The sequence below is a fragment of the Streptomyces sp. MBT65 genome (assembly GCF_016612545.1).
Lineage (GTDB): Bacteria > Actinomycetota > Actinomycetes > Streptomycetales > Streptomycetaceae > Streptomyces.
Genome location: NZ_JAENRY010000082.1, coordinates 31,989 through 53,062, shown reverse-complemented (window position 1 = coordinate 53,062; position 21,074 = coordinate 31,989). Strand labels below are relative to the sequence as shown.

Sequence of the window (21,074 nt, the reverse complement as noted above, 5' to 3'; positions counted from 1 at the left end):
GCGAGGGTGCGCGCCACATCGGTGGGACGGGCGGGGCGGGGGCCGGTACGTGCCGCGATCCTCGCGGGTAGCGGGGGTGAACTGGGCGATGTTCTGGGCGCGTTGGGGCAGGGTGGCCAGGACCCTCGAGTGGTGACCGGCGACCGTGATCTCGTGGGGCGCGGTCCCGTATGGGTGTTCTCCGGATACGGCAGCCAGTGGACCGGCATGGGGCGCCAACTGCTCCTGGAGGAACCGGCGTTCGCCGCCGCCGTGGGGAAACTCGACGCTCAGGTGGCCGATGTGTTCGACTTCTCCCTTCAGGAGCACCTCGCCTCCGCCGGGGATCTCGACCGGCTGGACGTCGCCCAACCCGTCCTGTTCGGGGTCCAGTTGGCGCTCGCCGAGATGTGGCGGTCGTACGGCGTCGAACCGGTCGCCGTGATCGGCCACTCCCTGGGTGAGGTGGCCGCCGCCGTCTGCGCGGGCGCGCTGGACGTGGCGGACGCGGCCCGGATCGTCGCCGTACGGGCGCGGCTGCTCGGGCGTTTACAGGGTGGCGCGATGGCCGTGGTCGACCTGGAGGACGGTGAACTGGCCACCCTGGAGCGGGACTTCCCGGGTGTGCAGGTCGCCGTGCACACCTCGCCCCGGCAGAAGGTCGTCACCGGCGACGAGATGGCCGTAGCGCGACTGGTGCGGGGGCTGGAGGAGCGCGGGCGGGCCGCCCGGGCGATGCGGGTCGTCGGAGCCGGGCACTCGCCGCAGGTGGACCCGCTGCTGCCGGAACTGGTCGAGGCTCTCGCGGACGTGCGGGGCCGGTCTCCGCGCATCCCCGTCTACTCCACCGTCCTCGACGAGCCGCGCGGCGCCTCTGAGTTCGATGCCGAGTACTGGGCCGCCAACCTGCGTCGGCCGGTGCGCCTGGACCGGGCGCTCGCCGCCGCGGCGGCCGACGGCCACACCGCGTTCATGGAGATCTCGCCGCATCCGGTCCTCACCCGGGCCGTCGCCGACAACGTGCCCGGCGCCCTCACCGTCGGCACGCTGCGCCGCGACGCGGCCGGATCCGCCGCGTTCCTCGCGGAGTTGGGCACCTTGTACGCGGCGGGACTGGACCTGCCGCTGCCGTCCGGCCGCGTCATCGACCTCCCGGCGCCGCGCTGGCGCCACGTCCGGTACTGGTGGACCGACGGCCGAACTCCCGTCGCGGCGACAGCCACGCAGGGATGGGCCGAGCCGACCCCAGCTCCGGTTCCGGAGGACCCGGTGGCTACCCGCGTCAGTCACCACATCGCCACCGTCACCGGTCATCCGGCGGCCCGGATCACCTCCACGACGACACTGACCGACCTCGGTCTGGATTCCCTCATGGCCGTCCGTATCCGTACCGCCCTGGAAGGTGACTTCGGCGTCACGCTGCATCTGCGCGAGTTGTTCGAGGCCACCACGGTCGCCGAACTGGCCGACCGCGTAGGCCGGTTGATCAACTCGGCACACCCTCCGCTCTTCCTCTTCCACGCCGCCGGCGGCACCACCGACGTCTACCACGCACTCGCCCAACACCTGGGCGCCGACCGGCCGGTGCACGGACTGGACCGGATCGACGACGCCCGCACGGTGTCCGAGAAGGCCCGCCGCTATGCCGAGGAGATCATCGCCGCCTGTCCCAACGGGCCGTATCTGCTGGCTGGTTGGTCCTTCGGCGGATTCGTCGCCCAGGAGACGGCACGTCAACTCACCGCGTCCGGGCGGGAGGTCGCACTCGTCGTGCTCATCGATGCCGTACGTCCGCTCCCCCGGCCGGACCGTGTCCGCACCCACCTCACGGGCTTCGCCCGGCACATCGCCGACACCTTCGGGGTCCAACTCGCCCTGCCCTACGACGAGCTCGTGGCGATGGACGACGACCGCGAGCGCATCGACCTCGTGCTGCGCATCCTGCGCGAGGCCGTGCAGGTGCCGTCGGCCGCGTTGGAGCATCAGCGTGCCTCGTACCTGGACCTGCGGATCGGCGAGGCGCACCGGCCGGGACGGTACGACGGCCGGGTGGTCCTGTACCGGGCCACCGAACCGGCTCCGCACACCGTGCGCGACCCGGCGTACGAACGGGACGACGACGGGCTCGGCTGGGACGAGGTGTGCTCGCGGCTGACGGTCGTACCGGTGGCGGGGCATCACCTGTCGCTGCTCGACCCGCCGTACGTCGACGAGATCGCCGCCCATCTGCGGCGGGTGCTCGCCTCGCCGGGCGGACCCGCCGAACCGGACTGAGGAGCCGCCATGCCCTGCCATCGCCCTGCCGGAACGTCCCCGAGCGCCGACGGGCCGCACCGCCCGCCCGTCGGCCTGTCCCGCCGTACGGTCGCCCGGGCCACGGCGGCCACGGGACTGGCCGCGCTGTTCGGCGCCACGGTCTCCGCGGGCCGGGCGCGGGCCGCGACCCAGGTCTCGGCGCGCACCTTCGACGTGTCCGTGTCCTCGCCCGCGCTGGGGCACAGCGCGCCGGTGCGGCTGATCCTGCCGTCGGACTTCGCCGCGCAGCCCGCTCGGACGTATCCCGTGCTGTATCTGCTGCACGGGGCGCACGACGACTACACGTCCTGGACGCGGGAGACGGACATCGAGGCGTTCACCGAGGGCCGCGACCTGATCGTGGCGATGCCGGACGCGGGTCCGACGGGGATCCCGAGCGTCTGGCGCGGCGGCCCCGACTACGAGACCTTCCAACTCCGGGAGATTCCGGCGCTGTTGGCCCGCGACTACCGGGCGTCCGGGGTGCGGGCCGTCGCCGGGGTGTCCACCGGGGGCTACGGCGCGATGGCGCACGCGGCCCGTCACCCGGGCGCGTTCACCGCCGCCGCGTCCTACAGCGGGATCCTCGACACCACGGCGCCCGGGGTGCCCTCGCTGGTGGACGCGATCGTGGCCCGCGAGAGCCTGTCGCCGCTGTCCCTGTGGGGCAATCCCCTGCTGGACGCGCTCACTTGGCGCGTCTTCAATCCGCGTGCCCAGGCCGGCGGGCTGCGCGGGACGCCTCTGTACGTGTCCAACGGCAGTGGTGTGGTGGGGGGTTCGGGCGACTGGCTGCCCGAGGCGTTGGAGAGTCTGCTGTGGCCCTCCGCGCACAGTTTCACCGGTGTTCTCGCGCTGCTCGGGATTCCGGTCACGACGCACTTCTACTCGGGTGGTGGACACAGTTGGGCCTACTGGAAAGGGGAGTTCACCGCCTCGTGGCCGATGCTCGCCGGTGCGCTGGGGCTGCCGGAGTGATGTCGGTGCAGCCGGGGCACGGAACGGAGCGCAGGGGACGTCCGTCCAACACGGGACGTCCCCCTCGTCCCACGGGCAACGGTCCGTGGGCGAGCCGCCTCCGGGGGAAAGGAGTGTCCGTCGTGGCTGTCCCCACCCCGCGCGGAGTACCCACCGAGCCCGGAGGCGTGCTGCTTCCCCCCGACCTGGCCGAGCTGCTGCGTGCCCAACTGGCCGCCGTTTCCAGCGAGGTGGAGGAGGTGGTGCGCAGCCAGGTGCCCGAGTACGCGCGGCCTGCCGACGGGACCTACCGCGAGAACCTCAGGTCCGGGGTGGTGCAGGCGCTCACGCTGTTCGTCGACCACATCGCGGACCCGCAGGGCCAGAACGCCGCGATGGCGGCGGCGTACTACGAGGAACTCGGCCGTGGCGAGGCCCTGGAGGGCCGCAGCCTGGAGGCGTTGCAGTCGGCGATCCGCGTGGGCGGGCTGCACGCCTGGCGGCTGATGGGTCGTACGGCGGAGGAGCTCGGCCTGGATTCGGCGGTGGTGGCCGCGCTGGGCGAGCTGGCGTTCCGTACCGTGCACGAGGTCGCGGAGGCGGCCGCCGCCGGGTACGCGCAGGGGCAGTCGCGCAGCGCGGGCGAGGTGGAGCGGCGGCGCCGAAGACTGCTCGAACTGCTGCTGGGCGATGGGCCGTTGGCGCCGGAGGCGCTCCAGGACCTGGCGCACGGCGCGCGCTGGCGGGTGCCGTCACGGGTCGCCGTGATCGCGCTGGCGGGCCCCGCCGACCCACGTGCGGAAGACCGGGCGCCGGCGATGCCGGGCGCGCTGGCGGACATGGAGTCACGGCCGCCGCGGGTGCTGGTGCCGGATCCCGAGGGCTACGGCCGGTTCGGCGGGCGGTCGTTCGTCCTCGGCCTGGGCGGCCGTCCGGCGGCGATCGGGCCCACGGTCCCGGTCGTCGAGGCCGCGCGGTCCTTGCACTGGGCCACGCGGGCGCTGGGGCTGATGGGGCGCGGGGTGCTGCCCCGGCAGGGCGTGGTGCTGTGCGCCGACCATCTCTCGACGCTGCTGCTGCACAGCGACGAACCCCTGCTGGCCCAACTGGAGTCACGGGCCCTCGCGCCGCTCGACGCCGCGTCCGAGGGCCAACGCCCTCGGCTGGCCGAGACCTTGCTGGCCTGGCTGCTCAGCGGCAGCAACGTCCCCGATGTCGCCGCCCGGCTCCATATCCACCCGCAGACGGTCCGCTACCGCCTGCGTCAACTGGAGAAGCTCTTCGGCGCGTCCCTGCACGATCCGGGAACCCGGCTCGATCTGATCCTCGCGCTGCGTTCGGCGGAATTGCGGGAGGGTGAGCGGGACTCATGAAGCGACCGCGACTCACGAGCCGACAAAAACAGAGACGGTTTCTGAATTCCCGTCCATAACACCGGTCACGGGAACGCGAATACCTTCGGGACAGTCCTTTCCACAGGCGCCGCACGCGCCCCACCCTCAAAGGATTCCCATGCGTATTCGATTGTGCCTCGCCGCGCTCTCGCTGGCCGGCGGGGCCGGGCTCGCCACCCTCTCCGCGCCCTCCGCATCGGCCGCCACCTGCTCGGATCTCGATGTAGTGGCGGCTCGCGGCACCTTCGAGCCGGGCACACTCGGCCTGATCGTCGGCGACCCGGTGTTCTCCGCGCTCCAGCAGAAAATCACCGGAAAGACGCTCTCCAGCTATGCGGTGAACTATCCCGCCGACCTTTCCCTCACGTCCGCGGCGACGGGAAACCTCGATGTGGTGAACCACGTCAACGCGCAGGCGGCGGCCTGTCCGAATCAGCGTTTCATTCTCGTCGGCTATTCGCAGGGCGCGAACGTCGTCGACAACTCCATCGGTATCAGCAGCGACGGCGCGGTGGTCGGCAGCCCGATCGTGGCGACCATCCCCGCGGCGGTAGAGCCGAAGGTCGCCGCGGTGCTGCTGTTCGGCAACCCCATCCGGGCCCTCGGCAAGAGCGTCACCGGCACCTACCGGAGCCGCACCATCGACTTCTGCGCCAACGGTGACCCCATCTGCCAGAACGGCGGAACCGACGTCCTCGCCCACCTCGGCTACACCTCCGACGCGGGCGCGGCGGCCACGTTCGCCGCGGGCAAGATCTGAGCCGTAGCAAGTCGGTCGTACCGAACAACGCGGTGGGGCCCGGGAGTTGATCCTCCTGGGCCCTACTGGTGTGCGGGGGGGCTACTTGGGCGAGCGGGCGAACGCGGCGAGGTTGCTGGACACGATCTCGGGGCGGCCGTTGTTCTGGACGGGTGCCACCGTGAGGACGTCCAGGTGCTGGTAGCCGGGGGCGATCACGGGGTGCAGGTCGGCCGGGATGCGACCGGCGAGCAGCCCGTCGCCCGCGAGCACGGTGAGTGTCGGGTTGGCGGTCAACCCGCCCGGGTGCACGAGGAGTTGCTTCACCTGGGGCGAGGTGGACAGCTCGAGGTCGGTGACCAGCTTCGTCGGGAAGTACTGCTCGGTGAAGTCCAGTGGCTGCTCCCCCATGCTGCGGGCCAGTTCGTGGATGTCGGTGACTTCCTTGGACGCGTCGGTGAAGGGGGTGCCGTCCGCGGACCGGTACCCGGGGTCGTCGGCGGCGCCGACCCGGTCGTAGTTCCGCCAGGTGTAGAGCGGGCCGTGCGGCTGGGCCGGGATGGCCTTGTACTCGACGCCGAAGAGTTGGGACTGGTCCGAACTCCCGTTGGCGGCGGGGAAGTTCTTGTCGGTGAGCGGGCCGCCGTCGAAGAGGCCGACGCTGCTCTGGAGGAATGCGAGGGGGACGGAGTTGTCGTCCATGAGCGAGCCGAGGACGGCGTCGTTGGTGAGCCGGAAGTCCTTCACCGCGGGTGAGCCGGTGAGGAAGGTGGCGGTGTCCTTGGAGAACAGGAAGCGGTTCGTGGCCTCGATGTTGACGTTGGAGGGGAGATAGGCGGGCAGGTCCGCCTCGGCGTCCGGGGCGCGGACGGCGCCGAGTCCCGCGATCGCCAGCAGGGTCATGGTCTCGGGGTTGAGCAGCACGGGCGCGGACAGCGACCGCGACAGGATGCCGCTGTCGAGCCCGGCCTGGACGACGCCGTAACCAAGCCCGCTGTCGGGCAGGTTGGTGTCGTCCGGGATGCTGCCGCTCAGGTCGGCGAGCGAGGTGGAGATGGTCGTGTCGAGGGCGAAGTACCCGGCGCACTGGTTCTGTCCGGCGTCCGCCGTGGTGGCGGGATCGCCGTCGAAGTCGGCCGCCGCGAAGTACCCGGTGATGACACCGCCGAGCGAGTGCCCGCCGCACAGCACCTTGCGCTTGCGCACGGCCTGGTCGGGCAACTCGGCGACGAGCAGGTCGTACTCGTCGCGCACGGTCTGCTCGATGCCGAGCTTGGCCATCCAGCCGAGGTGGTCGTTGCCGACGTACCCGGCGAAGGTCCGGCCGCCGACGGCCTTGCCCCGGTAGTAGTAGTCGACGGCCGTGTGCTGGTCGCCGGAGGCGATACCGGTCGGATCCTCAAGGCAGTTGGAGCGCCGGTCCAGGGCCCAGAACTCGATGTGCCGCCCCTGCGCGGCGGCTTGGGCGACCGTGTCGCGGGCGACGCTGTCGAACGCGCCGGCCCCTTCCAGGATGCCCGGCTGGGCCACGAGGATCCGGTCGGCGTCGGCCGCCGCGCTCGGGCCGTCGGCGGCGCGGTAGCGCAGATACGCCAGCCAGTCGCACGCCCCCGGACGGGCGCCGAACGACTGCGATAACGGGACTTTCACCCGCACCACCGACTCGACCACACCGTCGGCGGGATGCGTCGACGCGACCGGGGTCTCGGTGCGGGCTCCGTCCCCCTGGGCCTGTGGCGCGGCCGCGGTGAGCGCGCCCGCGGTCAACAGCGCCGCGAGCGCGGCACCGCGCCACGTCCTTGTCCGGCCTGTGCTGCGAAGTGCCTGTCCTGTGCTGGGACTTGTCCGTCCTGTGCTGCGACTCGTCTTCATGGCCGGACCGTAGGGCGGTCGGGACCACGGGATCAGGCGGTGCTCACAAGAACGCAGCGCCCGGCGATCCGCTTGTCACCGGCCCGCAGAGAACGGGACGGTGACAAGGGGCTCATGAGGTCAGGCGTCCTTGATCGTCACGGTGACGGGCGTACCGGTCTCCACCGTACGGCTGACCGTGCACAGCCGGTCGTGGGAGACGGTGACCGCGCGGGGCAGAATCGCGCGGGCCCGGTCCCCGGCCTCCCCCTCCGGGAAGGTCACGGCGAAGGTGACCGCCAGGTCGGTCATCCGGTTGCCCAGATCGTCGCTGACCTTGTTGCCGGTCACGGTGACGGTGAACCCGTCCGGCTCCGCGTGCCGGGTGGTCGCCACATCGACGTCGGCCGCGGTACAGCCCCCGATCGCGGCGAGCAGCAGCTCGACCGGGGTGAACTCGGTGGCACCGCCGGCGGCGGTGCCGAAGTCGAGGGTGCCGCCGCGGGCGTTGGTCGCGGTGAAGCGGCCGGGGGCGGTGCGGTCGACGGTTACTTGGCGCAGGGGGTTGTCGGTCATGGTGGGGATCTTTCCAGAGAGCGCCACCGGATCTCGATGTCGGCGGGTGCGGGCAGGGCGTGTCCGCACCGCCCGCACCGGCCGGTTCAGGACACCTGAGCCGCGTCGACCAGGACGACCCGGTGGTTGTACTGGACGGTGTAATACTTCGCCGCCCCGGTGACATAGGTGTCGCCCGAGACGAAGAAGTCGTCGGCGCTGACCGGGGGTTGGGTGGCGACGTAGGCCTGGCCCGCCGGGAAGGCGTAGACGGTCAGGGGTTTCTGGGCGGACGGGGACAGGCCCGAGGGGTACTCCGACGCCTGCGGGTAGCCGGAGCCGTAGAGGGTCGCGGGCTGGTCGCCGGAGTGGAGGACCGTGGCGTCCGGAGCGGCACAGGTGTTGATGCCTCGGGGGTTGTAGAACCACACCTTCGCGCCGCTGAACCAGATGGCCGTCCAGTCGCCGTCGGTGTCGGCGACCACGAACTGCTGGCCCGCCTCGACGGTGCTGCCCCAGTCGTGGATCGAGTCGGTGCCCGCGCTCGCGCCGGGGTGGATGGCGGGGTCGGCGAAGAGGGGCGCGTCGGCGCTGGGCGCGGTGCGCACGGGAAGGAAGTTCGACGGTTCGGTCTGTTCGGTGCACTCGGTGGTGGCGCCCGTGGGGTCGTCGGCCGGGCAGACCTGGACGGTCTGCTCGTTGGTCGAGAACCGCGGGCTGATGGTGACCGCCGAGCCCACCCTCGGGACACGCCGCGCGGCGCTCCGCTCCTGGACCGCCTTCGCCGGGGCGACCATGTTCATGAAGGCCGTCCAGTCCCAGTAGGGGCCGGGGTCCCAGTGCATGCCGGTGATGTAACTGTCCTGCGGGCCGGGCACGTTGTCGTGGCCGATGATGTGCTCGCGGTCGAGCGGGATGTCGAACTTCGCGGCGAGGTACTTCACCAGATCGGCCGTCGCCTGATACTGCGCCTGCGAGTACCACGTGGCGCCATGGGCGGCGTAGCCCTCGTGCTCGATGCCGATCGAGTGCATGTTGAACCAGTAGTTGCCGGCGTGGAACGCGATGTCCTTGGTGTGGGTCATATGCGTGACGGCACCGTCCGAGGCCCGCATGACGTAGTGCGCCGAGTCGCCCGTCCCCGCCGTCTGGAACGTCTTGATCGCGGCGTCGTAGGACGACTCGGTGTCGTGCAGGACAATGTACTTGATCTGCACCCCGTCGTCCGGCCGGCCCGCCACCTGCCCGTTGGAGGCGGCCGCGGCGAGGAAGGTGCAGTCGACCGTGGGCGGGCACTCCGTGTCGGTGGCCGACACGGCTGGTTTCAGCTTCAGTTCGGACAGCTGCCGCGTCTCGGGGTGGACCGCTCGCTGCGCCGCGAGGTGGACGTGCTGTCCGTCGCCGGTGGTGCGCGAGGCACCCGTGGACACGGTCCTGAAGACGCGGTCGGCGAAGAGCTGTGCGGCCCTCCGGTCCGAGGACTGGCTGTACTTGGCCACCGCTCCGTACCAGTCGGCCGGGTCGGCGGATTCCTTCCCCGTCAACTCCCTCTCGTAGGAGGCGAGTAGGGCGGCACCGGCCCGGATGTTCTCACGGTCGTCGGTGCGCAGCCTCGCCGTCGGGGTGCCGGTGAGTCCGGCCGCCTTGTCGAGGGTGTGCAGGGCCGGGTCCGAGGTCAGTTCGGCGAGGTCGCCGCGGCCGGCGGTACCCGCCGAACTCCCGGACAGCATCGCGGCGGTGACGTCCGTGAGGTTCATCGGGCCGTAGCCGCCCGAGGTGTTGTACTGCCCGTCGTGATCGTCCCATCGCGACTCCTGGTACGACACGGCCATGAGCACGGGCAGCGGTACGCCGAACTCCCTTGCCGCGTCGGTGAAGGAGGACTGGCGGTCGGCGGCCGGGGTCTGCGCGGCCTGTGCCGCCGACGGCAGAACGGCGAGACAGCCCGCGGCCACGGTGCCGCCGGCCAGGATCGCGGCCAGCGCCTTCCGAGGTGATCTTCTGCGCGAGGATTGCTGCAAGGATCTTCCCTTGTGTCCGGTGCTCTACGGCAGACGTCCGGTGCGACGACTGCCGGAACCACTGTGCGGAAGTTTCCGGCATCGCCGACCGGACTTGGCAACTCCCCTACCCGGTAGGCGAGTCGGCGCCTTCCGGGGCGTCAGCCACGGGCACGGCAGGGCGGGTCGAAGTCCGTCGCCGCGAAGTACCGTGCCCATTCCGCTCTGCTGATCCTCGGGTACGCGCTGTCGCAGACGCGGGCGGCGACCCGGTCCAGGGCGGTGTCCCGGAGCCGGATCGTGAAGTCGTTGCCGCCGGTGGCCAGCGTGTCGCCGTGCGGGCCGAACGCCACGGCCGGTACCGGGCCCGCGTGGCCGGTGAGGACGGCGGGAGCGGTCGTGGTCGTATCGCGCACGTCCCACAGCAGGGCCCTGCCGTCGGCCGCGCCTGCCACCAGTCGGCGGCCGTCCGGGGAGAAGGCCAGGGCGTAGAGCCAGGCGCCGGACGGCCGGAGCCGCGTCACCTTCGGCGGGCGGCCGAGGTCTCCGTGGGCCCCGAGGTCCATCAGCCAGACCGTGCGGTCCGGGCGGTGGACCGCGGCCAGGATTCGGTCGTCGGGGCTGAACATGCCGTCGGTCAGCGGCAACGACCGCAAGGGGGAAGGGAGTTCGCGGGGGCTGCGCGGATCCCCAATGCCCCAGAACCGCAGGGAGCCGACGTTGCCCGTGCTCGTCACCAGCGTGCGGCCGTCCGGCCGGAACGACGCCATCGTGACATCGGCACCCTCGGCGATCCGGCTCAGCGGCCGGGGACGGCCGGGGTCGGTCAGGTCCCACAGTCCGGCGCCGTGCTGCGCCCATACGACGAGCAGGTGACCGCCGGGACCGAAAGCGGCCCCGGCGACCTCGCCCGCGGCGCAGGGGAGGACCGACCTGAGCCGTGGTCTCCTTGGGTCGGTCACGTCCCAGACGCGGACGGTGGTGTCCTCGCTCGCGGTGGCGAGGGTGCGCCCGTCCGGGCTGAAGGCCACGGACCGGACGAACCTGGTGTGTCCGCGCAGGACCGCCAGCGACCGCAGGGCGCGGCCGCCGGTGACCCGCCACAGCCGTGCGGTGCCGTCCCAACTGGCGCTGGCGAGCAGCCTGCCGCCGGGGGCGAACGCGAGGGACGTGACGACGTCGTCGTGCGTCGCCAGCGACAGGTCCCGCAGGTCCAGCAGCCGGTCGGCGTTGGCGAGCACACGGCCGTCCGGACTGAACACGGCCTGGTAGGCCCCGCCGGGAATCGCGCTGACGCGCTGCGGACGGTCCGGCTCGGTGAGGTCCCAGAACAGGGTGGACCCGCCGACCGAGACGAGGGTGCGGCCGTCGGGGCCGAACGCCACCGACCAGACGATCGCCGTATGACCGAGCAGGACGGTCGGTGGTCGCGCCCGGGAGCCGCCGTCGCCGAGGTGCCAGATCCGTGCGGTGTGGTCCCAACTGCCGGTCGCCAGGCTCCGTCCGTCCGGACTGAACGCCACCGAGGTCACGGTGTCGGTGTGTCCGCGCAGCACGTCGAGTCGGCGTGGATCGGAGGGGTCCGTGACGTCCCACAACCTGGCGGTGGTGTCGCCGGTGGTCGCCAGCGTGTGCCCGTCCGGGCTGAACGCCACCGAGGTGACCGCGCTCGTGTGGCCGGGGAGGGTGGCCAGCCACCGGGGATGCCGGGGATCCCGTACGTTCCAGAGCCGGGTCACGCCGTCGGTGTGACCGACGGCGATCAGGTCCCCGTCGGGCCGGAACACCAGCCACGACGGCCCGGTGGTCGACTCCGGCAGGGTGCTCAGCGCGGCGGGCGCCCGCGGGTCGGTCACGTCCCACAGCCGCACCGACCGTTCGCTCGCCGTCGCCAGCACGCGACCGCCCTGCCCGAACGAGACCGACAGCATCCGCCAGGGCTGGCGCAGGACCGCGAGTCGGACCGGGCGGTGGGTGCTGCGCACGTCCCACAGTCGGACCGTGCGGTCCCAACTCGCGGTGGCCACCACCGAGTTCCGGGGAGCGAAGGCGGTCGAGACGACATCGGCAGTGTGGCCGGTGAGGCGGCTCGTGTACGGCGTCGCGAAGGTGTTCATGAGTTGAGCACGGACGTCGGCGGTGGGGGCCAGCCGGTAGGCGGCCAGGTTCAACTGCGCGGCCAGCGCCGGGTTCTGCTGGCGTAGCTCGGCCGCGTCGGTGGCGACCTTGCGCGCGATGGCCACGTTGCGCTGCCGTACGGCCGAGTCGCGCGAGGCGACGGCCAGCACTCCGGTGGTGACCGCGGTGATCACCAACACCATGAGCAGCGTGGCCAGTTGGCGCAGGCGGACCGTCCGCCGTCTGACCGCCGCCAGCTCGCCGGCCTGCGCGTCGCTGCTCGCGTCGAGGAAACTCCTTTCCCTGCACGTCAGTTGAGCGCCGTCCACGGCGGCCAGGTCCAGCGCTCGGTCGACCATCGCCTGCCGGATCCGCAGGTGCAGTGCCTCGGGGTCGGCACGCAGCTCGGTCTGCAGCGCGCCGGGGGCCTCGCCCGTCACCGCGGCGAGGCGGACGGCGCACTCCTCCAGGGGGTGCGGCCCGGGGGTGAGGAGCAGCACCGGCCACCCCGCCGCCCGCGCCCGGGCGACGAGCCCCGCCCGCAGCAGCGAGGACTTCCCCGAACCGGACGGCCCGAAGACCGTCAGGAACCGCCGTTCCCGCACCCGCGCGAGCACCTCGTCGGTGAGCCGCTCGCGTCCGAAGAAGCGGTCGGCGTCCTCCGGTTGGAACGCCGACAGTCCGGCGTACGGCGTGCCCGGCCCGCCGGGTTCCGCGGGCTCCTCGCCCCGCGCGGCCGCGGCGATCTCGGCGGCGACCGCGTGCCAGCGGGCCTCCCATGCGCAGCGGTCGCCCTGGCACGCCTCGACGTAGGCGAGCGTGACGCTCAGGCTCGGGAACGTGCGTCCGCCCGCGGCGTCGGACAGCGTCGTCGACGAGTAGTGCGCCCGCTTGGCCATCGTCCGGTACGGCGGTCGGCCCGCCGTCTCGCGCAGCTTCCGCAGCTCGGCCGCGAAGCACGTGAGCGGACCGGCGTCCAGGTCAAGCGGCCGTTCGGCGCGTGGCACGGCCTTCCCCTCCCGTGCCCGTCGACAGCCGGAACGCGCGCTGGTTGTCCGGCTGTTGATGTCCGGCGCCGACGCCCCGGCGCCGGACAACCCTCGGCGCGTAGCCATGAGTCAGCGCAACCGCGCACCGGCTCTGTGGAGGGACACCATGAAGGCTGCGAAACGACTGGTGCCGCTGCTTGCGGCGATCGCGCTCACGATCGGCGCTCTCGTGACGGCACTGCCGGCACACGCCGCGGCACCGCTGCTCCGGTCCAACCTGAACGGGAGGTGCGCCGACATCTTCATGTTCCACAACGAGAACGGCGCCTCGACCGTGACGTGGGACTGCACCGGCAACACCAACCAGCAGTGGCGCTGGGACGGTGAGCAGATCCGTTCCGGGATGAACGGCAAGTGTCTGGAGATCTACGCCGCCAACCCCGGTGACCAGGGATCGGTGAGCACCTGGGACTGCAACGGCGGCAGCCAACAGAAGTGGTACCGCAACGGCGGCGAGATCCGCAGCCGGATGAACGGCAAGTGCCTCGACATCCTGGCCGGCCGGCCCGAGAACGGCCAGCTGCTGGTGAGTTGGAGCTGCAACGGAGCGAGGAGTCAGAGCTGGGACTTCTGAACGACGGCCCGGCCCGGCACCTGGCGTGCCGGGCCGGGCCGCGGTCGTTCGCGCACGGTACTCGCGTCGATCACACACGGAACGAGCGTCGCGCACCGCGCGGGTGGCAGGGGCGGAACGGCCCGCTGTCACCCGGACGGGGCTGCGGCTCCCGCGGGTCGGTCACCGCGGTCGTCCCATCGCGGCCGAGCGTGCGTCTTCATGACAGGTCGACTTCATGACAGGTCGACAGCGGTCGGGTTCCACTTGTACTGCACGTCTTCGTCGTTCTTGAGCAGAACCCCGGCCTCCGCCATCCGGTCGAGCATGTCCACCAGCATGTCGCCCAGCGGATATCCGTCCTGCCAGAACATCCGCTTCACCGAGGAGAATTTCTGGTCACGCGGAAAGACGCCCAGGAATACCCCGAGTCGAAACGCCGCGTCGTCGTAGTCCCGCCAGTCGGCCAGGATCTCCTTGAGCTCCACGCTGTCTTCCACCTTCATCAGGGTTCCTCGCCCTCGGCTTCCGCGAGGAAGGCCTGGACGTCCTCCATGGACTCGGCCTGGACGTTCATCCAGTCGCCCTGGGTCGACTGGATCCGTGCGTTGTACTCATCAGGTGAGACGCCGTTCTCGTCCGGCCCGAGCATGATATGGAACTTGTCCCCGGGATCCGGCCGCGCGGTGAGACCACGCGCGGCGAGCGCATCGTCCTTGATGGCCCACAGCGGGTCCTTGGACTGGCCGCCCGAGAGCCAGTTCGGCCGTGCCACCCTGAACATCTTCGGCAGATTGGTGCTGGTCGACAGGCCCGGAGGCGCGTCCCCCTCCTCGTCGACGACGATGTTCCCGTCTTCGTCGAGGTTCTCCTCGTAATCCCTGTCCCGGCCGCCCAACGTCTTGGCGGAGTTGCCGAGCATCGGTTTTCCGTCAGCCCCGGCGCGCATCGTACGGAAGTAGATGGCGCCGGCCGCGGTCACCTTCCACCAGTGGCAGTCACCGAAGAACATGCACATCGTGCCGCGCTCGTTCGCCTTGGCCTGTTTGTCGAGCGCCGCGTGCAGCCCGCTGACCTCCTCGGCGAACGACTTGGAACACAGACCGGGCTTCCCGTTGCACACGTCGTCCCAAGTGCCGACCTCGGTGCCGTACGAGAGCAGCTTGTCGGGCATCTTGTACGTCGACGCACGCGGGTCGAACATCTTGTCGTAGTGCGTCTTCAAGGCCTTCGCGAACGCGGCGGCCAGCTGTTTGACATTCGGCGTGTTCGCGCTGAAGCCGAAGTGGGGCGAGATGAAGACGGGATGCGGGTGGTAGTTCGAGCAGTTGTGCGCGTTGCACAGGCTGCCGAAGCCCTGCTCGTCGGCGAGGCTCTGTGAGATCGGCGGGGCGTCCGGCGTGACCGGTTTGTTCATCGTGGGGTCGGCCCACCAGTTGTCCTCGCCGGTGGGGTCGGACAGGGTCACGGGGTCATTGCCCGCATAGTCGTAGCCGGGCAGTTCGTTCGTGTCCATGGACTCGAACACCGGGTCGTCCGAGAGGAACCGGCCGGTGTACGGGTCGTACTCCCGGGCCCCGAGGTTGACCAGCGAGGTGGCCGGATCGGGGGTGCCGCCCACGAAGCCCGTGCCGTTCGGGAACGTGCTCGCGGAGCCGCTGCGGGTCTGGCCGAAGGGCAGGTACTGGCGGCGGGTGACGGACTGGGTCTGGTAGTCGACGGCGAGAGTCTCGGTCCCCTGCCGGTTCGGGACGAGGTACTGGATGTCGCCCGAACTGCTGCGCTCCGCGATGGTGTGACCGGCGACCGAGTAGTAGCGGGTGCCCGAGAGCGTGTGGGTCGTCGTGTCCTCGACGATCTGGGCGTTCGCGAGGAACAGCGTGGCCTTTCCGGGGTCGGTGCGCAGGACGAGACCGCCGGCGGCGTCGTACAGATAGCTGGTCGTGCCGCCGCTGGTGGTGTCGGTGGCGAGCTTGCCCTGGTCGTTGAGGGTCAGGTCCTGTTTTCCGGCCGCACCGCCGCTGATGCTCAGGGTGTTGCCGGCCGAGTCGTACGTGTACGAGGCGGTGTTCGCGGCGGCGGCGGGTCCGGTGGCGGTGGTGCTGGTGAGGGTGTGCGGCTGGTCGGTGGACGAGCCGGGCGCAGGGTAGTTGTAGGTGGTCGTGGTGTCGTTGGCGGTGGCGCCGGTGGTGTCGTGATCGGTCTGCGTCTTGCGCAGGCCGTCGTCGGTGTAGGTCCAGCTCTGCCAGTACGGGTTCGGGCCGCCGACGGTGCTGCTCGCCCCCGCGGCAGGGACGGCGGCGCAGGCGTCGGTGGCGGTCCAGGCGCTGCTCAGCCGGTCGGAGAAGTCGTAGGTGTAGCACTGGGTGTCCGTGACGGCTCCGCCGTCCTGCGCGTCGCTGACGGCGGTGAGCAGGCCCGCGCCCTTGGAGATCCTCGCATCGCCCCAGGTGTACCGGGTGTGGTCCACCACGGTGCTGCTGGTGGAGTCCGTGGTCTGCGCGTCCGTCAGCGCGCCCGTCTGCTCGTCGTAGCCGAGGGACAGCACGACCCAGCTGGTGGAGGGGCCGAACGTGTACTGCAGCGGTTGGCCCGACTCGGAGTAGCCGATCGCGCTGACATAGCTCCAGGCGTTCGTGCCACTGCCGGTGAGGCTGGTCGGCTCCCCGAACGTGTCGTAGCCGGTGGTGAGTGTCTCGGCGGGCAGACCGCCTTCGGCCGGATCGGCCTCGGTGGCAAGCGACCCGGTCGTCTTGTAGGTGTAGCTGGTGGTGTAGCCGGCCGTGGGAGCCAGCGTCGCCTCGTCGGCCGGCAGGTTCGCCAGGGTGGTCTTCTCCGCGACGACCTTGCCCAGCGAGTTGTACGCCAGGGCCGTCGTGGTGACCGAGGGGCTGCCGGTGCCCATCTGGTAGGAGGTACTGGCGGTGGGCATGCCCTTCTTGACGGTGTCGTACGTCCACGCGCCGATCTGGTTGGCGGTCGACTGGGCGACGCCTCCGGTGGTGTCGTACGCGCCGGTCTTGCGTCCGTCGCCGTCGTAGCTGTACGAGACCTGTTTGCCGCGCGAGTCGGTGGTGTTGAGCACCAGCCCGCCGTCGTCGTAGGCCGTGCTGCCCGTGCCGCTGTCGGGGTCGGAGGCGGAGGTCTGCCGGCCGAGCAGGTCGTACTTCCAGGACCAGGTGTTGCCGGCGGCGTCGGTCTCCGAGGCCCGGTTCCCGTCCGGGTAGTAGGTGTACTTCGTGTCCGAGTGGTCCGAGGCGGTGTCGTTCACCGGATCGGCGGCCGCACCGGTGTGGTACTCGTACAGGTCCGTGACACGGCCGCGGGCGTCGGTCAGCAGGCTCTGGGCCGTGGCGCCGGACGGCGGGACCGTGGTGGTGAAGTTGCCGCCGTAGACCGTGGTCGTGTGCCAGGTCTCGGAGCCGAGCTTGTACGCGGTGGCGACCGTCCTGCGGCCGGCTCCGTCGTAGGTGTAGCCGGTCTCCGAGGGGATCTGGCCGTCCTGCGCCTGGACCAGAGTGCTGTCCGGGGCACCGCTCGCGTTGTACGGGCTGGACGTCTTGGCCACCTGGCCGTTGGTGTTGTAGACGGTGTCGCTGACCTCCCGGCTGCCGTCGGGCGTGGGGGTCTGGGTCTCCCGCAGCCGCAGCAGCGCGTCGTAGAGCATCGTCGCGCTGCGGTAGGTGCCGTCGTCCTCGAGGGACTGGGTGGTGATGGTCGACGGGGCGGTGTTGCTCAGCGTGTAGCCGTACTTGGTGACCGGTGAGGTGATGCCGGGGTTGAAGACCTGGGTGAGGCGGCCCAGTGCGTCGTACGTGCCGGAGGCCTTGTAGCCGGCCGGATCGGTCACCGACAGCGGGACGTTGCGCAGCTGGTCGTAGGTCTTGACGGTCGCGTGGCCCAGCGGGTCGGTCTCGGTGATCGACGTCGGCTCGGCACCGGTCGTCGGCGAGTACGCGGTATGGACCGTGCGGTTGTCGGCGTCGGTCGACGTGAGGGCGCGACCGTACTGGTCGAGCGTGCTGCTCGCCATCGTCGTGTAGACCGGGGTGGACCCGTTGTAGCCGCTGGCCTTCTGTGTCGAGGTGGGGTCGCCGACGGTCGGGGCCGCGCCCAGGGTGGTGGACAGGTCGTAGAAGGTCAGGGTGTCGGAGATCGCGTCCTTCGGCAGCGTCGGAGTGGTGTCGCAGTCGACGGAGACCGTGCGGACCTCGTCGACGGTGTCAAGGATCCACTTCGACGTGTTCTCCGCGTAACTGGTCGTCGTACACACGTCGTCGGCCGTGGTGGATACGTCGCCGCGGTCGTCGGTCCTGGTGACGCGGCCGTCGGTGTCATGGGTGAAGGCGGTCTCGGTCGCCCGGGTGCCGCCGGAGGCCAGCGGGGTGTAGACCTTGCTGTCCGCGGCACCGGTGAGGAACGCCTGCTGGTCGGGCAGCCCGGCGACGGCATGGGTGGCGGTGGCGGCCGACGTCCACGGGGTGGTGACGGCATCGCTGACCACCTTGTTGCTGCCGCTGCCGTTGTACGTGATCGACTCGTACGTCTGACCGGCGAACTGGTCGGAGTCCTTGACCGGGGGGTCACCACGGGAGTCCGTGACGCTCACCGAGCGGGTAGCGCCGCCCGGCAGGGTGTCACCGTCCATACCGCGGAAGAACGTGGTGTCGGTCTGCGTGACGGGGTCGGGGGCGGTGCCCGTGGTCGTCGTCATGCCCTGGTAGCCGCGCCACTGGTTCCAGGTGCGCTGCGAGGACTTCGTCAGCGGGTTGGTGTCGTAGTGCCAGGCGCCGCCGCCGATGGGGGTGTAGTGGGTGGCGATGGTGTCGTTGACACCGCCGCCGGTCGGGTCCTGCTGGGTGACGCCGGTGACGATGAACTTGTTGAACCAGTCCATGATCGGATCGGTGTGTCCGGTGGGCGTCCAGTACACCGGGTAGCAGCGCTTGGTGTTGGTGCTCGGGTCGGAGGGGGTGCCGGAGGCACAGTCGGGCGCGGAGTAGCCGACGCTGATGATCGCGCCGGTCTCGGTGGTGATCGTGTTGAGCCGGTGGCGGGTGATGGGCGGATAGCCGTTGGTGAGGTTCACCCGGTTCGACAGCGGTGTTCCGGTGAAGGTGACGGGCTTCATGGCGATGGGCGCGGTGGAACCGCCGCCCGTGGTGTCCTGACCGGTGTGGACGAGGCCGGCCAGCCACAGCGCCGGCGAGGTCGTGTCACCCGTCGCCGGGAAGGAGTACGTGAAGTCCCACTTGTCGACGTTCGTCTCGGTGGTGCCGGACAGCGCCTGCGTCTGCACCGTGCTCAGCTCGTACTCGGACCAGAAGGTGGGCGAGTCGACGGTGCAGGAGGAGGCGTTGGCACAGTTCAGGTCGTACGGGACGTCCGGCCAGTCGGTGGCCGTCGACGAGGACAGCGTGGAGGTCGCGCAGCCGGTCGCGGACGTCTTGCAGCGGCCGTTGTAGCCGAAGGTGACCTGTGCCGCGGGGCTGGTCGTGTAGACGGCGCCGTCGCGCTGGCCGTACTGGATGCGGGTGAGGCGGGAGTCCCTGCTGTAGGGGGTGTTCGCCGTGGTGCCGAGGTCGCGCGCGTAGTAGGCGGTGTCGACCGTGTAGAAGGAGGACATCACGTCGCCGTGGGTGTCCTTCACATAGTCCAGATTCCAGCGGTAGGCCTGCTGGCACCAGGAGTTGGCGAACGTGGCGTTGTAGCAGGGCTGGGTCGAGGCGGTGGCGTAGACGGGCTCGGTCAGCACGGAGTTCGTCTTCGTGTCGCCCGTGGCCCAGCCGGGCAACTCGTCGAGGCCGAAGGTGTATTGGGTGCCGTCGTCGGTGGTGACCCGGAAGTACTCGCCGCCCTGCGCGCCGTTGGCGGCGCCGGTGAGGTACTCCACCTTCTCGTTGGCGTCGGCTGCCGGGTGGTACGTGCCGGTCTTGTCGTCCTTGATGAGCGTGGAGGTCTGGCCGTTGAGCGAGAGGGTCAGCTGGTTGTCGTCCGACCAGCAGTAGTCCCGGGTCTTGGTGGTGCCCGCGGGGTTCTCGTTGCAGGACCTGTACGAGCGCTCGACGAAGCTGGCCGGGAGGCCGAAGCCGTCGCCGACGACGGACGCCTGGTTGTTGGTGGAGGAGATGAGCCCGTCGACCGCCTGGGAGTTGTAGCTCAGCCCGAGCTTCGGCGCCATTCCGCCGGGCACACCGGGGACGGACATCGGGTACGACCACTCGAAGCCGTCGGAGCTGCCGCCTGCCTGCCAGGACCCGGACGGGCTGAGCGAGGTGGCCGAGAAGTCACCGCCTCCGCCTCCGCTGTCCGAGGTCGCCGCGATCACGGCACCCCGGGTCCGGAGTGCGGTCGATTCGGCGTCGGAGGCGGCGGGTTGGCGTGAGCCGGTCGGCTGCGCGCCCGTCAGCGTCACGTCCGCGTGCAGTGCGTGGCCGCGCAGGTCGTTGCGGGAGAGCAGTGGCGTCTGGGTGCGGCAGGCACGGATCTTCGGAGTGGTCAGTGCGCACGCGGGCAGCCGCACCAGGTGCAGGCGGGAGGCGAAGTCACCGCCGAACGCGCCCGCGTACGCCGCGTAGTCAAGGCTCACCGCGACCTTGCCGCCCGTCGGGCGAGCCGTGGTGCCGGCGGCGCTCGTGAGGTTCAGCAGCACACCGCGAACGCCGGCGGCGGTGGCGAACCGGTGCGGGAACAGGCGTACTTGGACCCGGCCCGGGGCACCGCTGTGGCCCGCTCGCCCGATCCGTACCGGCAGTGAGCCCGCGCCCGCCGTCTCGCCGCCCGACTGGGGAACTCCGAGGGTGGCGGTGCCGGTGGGCCAGCTGACCTTCGGACTCCTGTAGGCCGGCATGGGCCGGGGTGCGCGGTAGTGCGAGCGCACGGCGTGTACGGCAACAGGCTTGGTCTGCCGCGGAGTTGGGGCGTGCCGGGGGGTGGCTGCCGCCGCGGGCGGACCCATGCCCGGCAGGGTCAGCACCAGTACGGCCGCCACGAGCGCCGCCGGCCAGCGTGCCGCTGACCGGCCTCGCCCGAACCCCACGCCGTGTCCTGGTCTCTTGGCCCGTGCCGCCCGTGCCCTGGTGCCTGCCACCGCCCCGCCCCCGCAAGTCGTCTGTGCTGCCGCTGTGTGTTCGAAACGACCGGGAACGTATCCCGGCGGCACCATCGGCGTGATCACAGGAACCGGTTCATGGACGTTTCTTTGTGAAACCTATGTGATCGGATTTGGGCAGCATTAAAGGCGAGTTGGCGCAATTCCGGTCCGATCTCCTCCGGTCGGAAGGGAGCGAGACTTCCTGCCTCCGTCTGCTGTCCCTCGGGATCAGCAACCAGGGGATTCTTGATGCCCCTTCACCGCATGGGCGGCTGCTCCCGTAGGCCGTCACGCGCAAGCGTTCTCCGCCAGGCATGGCGTGCGCGGCTCTTCGTCAGCCGGGCTTCCTCAAACAAACCCGGACCCGTGCGCGTCGGTTGATCGTAGGAGCAGGCCTCCTTCTTGAGGACCGCGACGGCAACCCCGCGGCGCGTGTCGGCCCGCTGCTCCTACGGAAAGGGGCGTACGGGACGTTGTTCCAAGCCCCGCAT

11 protein-coding genes are annotated in these 21,074 nt (G+C 70.8%); 5 read left to right on the top strand and 6 right to left on the bottom strand.

Annotated features, from left to right (window positions below; all coding sequences use genetic code 11):
- The 4 genes from JHN63_RS20090 to JHN63_RS20075 form a co-directional block, all read left to right on the top strand.
- A partial coding sequence (locus tag JHN63_RS20090) for an acyltransferase domain-containing protein (RefSeq protein ID WP_200682480.1) occupies positions 1–2,253 on the top strand: 2,253 nt, incomplete at its 5' end.
- Between the two features lie 9 nt (positions 2,254–2,262).
- Positions 2,263–3,252 (top strand): alpha/beta hydrolase family protein, encoded by a 990-nt coding sequence (locus JHN63_RS20085; RefSeq protein WP_200682479.1) that lies wholly within the window; start codon positions 2,263–2,265, stop codon positions 3,250–3,252.
- Between the two features lie 122 nt (positions 3,253–3,374).
- Positions 3,375–4,604, top strand: a complete 1,230-nt coding sequence (locus JHN63_RS20080; protein ID WP_200682478.1) for a CdaR family transcriptional regulator — start codon at positions 3,375–3,377, stop codon at positions 4,602–4,604.
- A 139-nt stretch (positions 4,605–4,743) separates the two neighbouring features.
- Complete coding sequence (locus JHN63_RS20075) at positions 4,744–5,385, top strand: cutinase family protein (RefSeq protein WP_200682477.1); 642 nt, start codon at positions 4,744–4,746, stop codon at positions 5,383–5,385.
- Between the two features lie 81 nt (positions 5,386–5,466).
- Here JHN63_RS20075 and JHN63_RS20070 read toward each other — a convergent pair whose 3' ends face one another.
- The 4 genes from JHN63_RS20070 to JHN63_RS20055 all read right to left on the bottom strand — a co-directional run bounded on the left by JHN63_RS20070 (position 5,467) and on the right by JHN63_RS20055 (position 12,895).
- Entirely contained in the window at positions 5,467–7,236 is a 1,770-nt protein-coding gene (locus JHN63_RS20070; RefSeq protein WP_374222928.1) for a hypothetical protein, read from the bottom strand.
- Positions 7,237–7,356: 120 nt separating this feature from the next.
- A complete protein-coding gene (locus JHN63_RS20065) occupies positions 7,357–7,791 on the bottom strand; it encodes an OsmC family protein (protein ID WP_200682476.1) in 435 nt (144 codons plus the stop codon).
- An 86-nt stretch (positions 7,792–7,877) separates the two neighbouring features.
- On the bottom strand, positions 7,878–9,791 hold the full coding sequence (locus JHN63_RS20060) for an N-acetylmuramoyl-L-alanine amidase (RefSeq protein WP_234477413.1): 1,914 nt from the start codon (positions 9,789–9,791) through the stop codon (positions 7,878–7,880).
- 140 nt (positions 9,792–9,931) lie between these two features.
- Positions 9,932–12,895, bottom strand: coding sequence for a WD40 repeat domain-containing protein (locus JHN63_RS20055; RefSeq protein WP_200682475.1), 2,964 nt, complete (start codon positions 12,893–12,895; stop codon positions 9,932–9,934).
- A gap of 148 nt (positions 12,896–13,043) precedes the next feature.
- Between JHN63_RS20055 and JHN63_RS20050 the strand changes: the two genes are divergently transcribed.
- Entirely contained in the window at positions 13,044–13,511 is a 468-nt protein-coding gene (locus tag JHN63_RS20050; protein ID WP_200682474.1) for an RICIN domain-containing protein, read from the top strand.
- A 215-nt stretch (positions 13,512–13,726) separates the two neighbouring features.
- On the opposite strand, the gene JHN63_RS20045 is transcribed toward JHN63_RS20050, so the two are convergent.
- Both JHN63_RS20045 and JHN63_RS54310 read right to left on the bottom strand, forming a co-directional pair.
- The gene (locus JHN63_RS20045; RefSeq protein WP_200682473.1) at positions 13,727–13,996 is read right to left on the bottom strand and encodes a hypothetical protein; all 270 of its coding nucleotides are present in this window, start codon (positions 13,994–13,996) and stop codon (positions 13,727–13,729) included.
- Positions 13,996–20,529: an RHS repeat-associated core domain-containing protein gene (locus JHN63_RS54310; RefSeq protein WP_200682472.1), complete on the bottom strand. Its 6,534-nt coding sequence runs from the start codon at positions 20,527–20,529 to the stop codon at positions 13,996–13,998. Before JHN63_RS54310 ends, JHN63_RS20045 begins: the two co-directional genes overlap by 1 nt.
- Positions 20,530–21,074: the final 545 nt, after the last annotated feature.

Excerpts from the sequence above, each read along its gene's own strand:
- JHN63_RS20085 (WP_200682479.1), top strand. The coding sequence starts at position 2,263 with ATGCCCTGCCATCGCCCTGCCGGAACGTCCCCGAGCGCCGACGGGCCG.
- JHN63_RS20075 (WP_200682477.1), top strand. The coding sequence starts at position 4,744 with ATGCGTATTCGATTGTGCCTCGCCGCGCTCTCGCTGGCCGGCGGGGCC.
- JHN63_RS20070 (WP_374222928.1), bottom strand. The coding sequence starts at position 7,236 with ATGAAGACGAGTCGCAGCACAGGACGGACAAGTCCCAGCACAGGACAG.
- JHN63_RS20065 (WP_200682476.1), bottom strand. The coding sequence starts at position 7,791 with ATGACCGACAACCCCCTGCGCCAAGTAACCGTCGACCGCACCGCCCCC.
- JHN63_RS20050 (WP_200682474.1), top strand. The coding sequence starts at position 13,044 with ATGAAGGCTGCGAAACGACTGGTGCCGCTGCTTGCGGCGATCGCGCTC.
- JHN63_RS20045 (WP_200682473.1), bottom strand. The coding sequence starts at position 13,996 with ATGAAGGTGGAAGACAGCGTGGAGCTCAAGGAGATCCTGGCCGACTGG.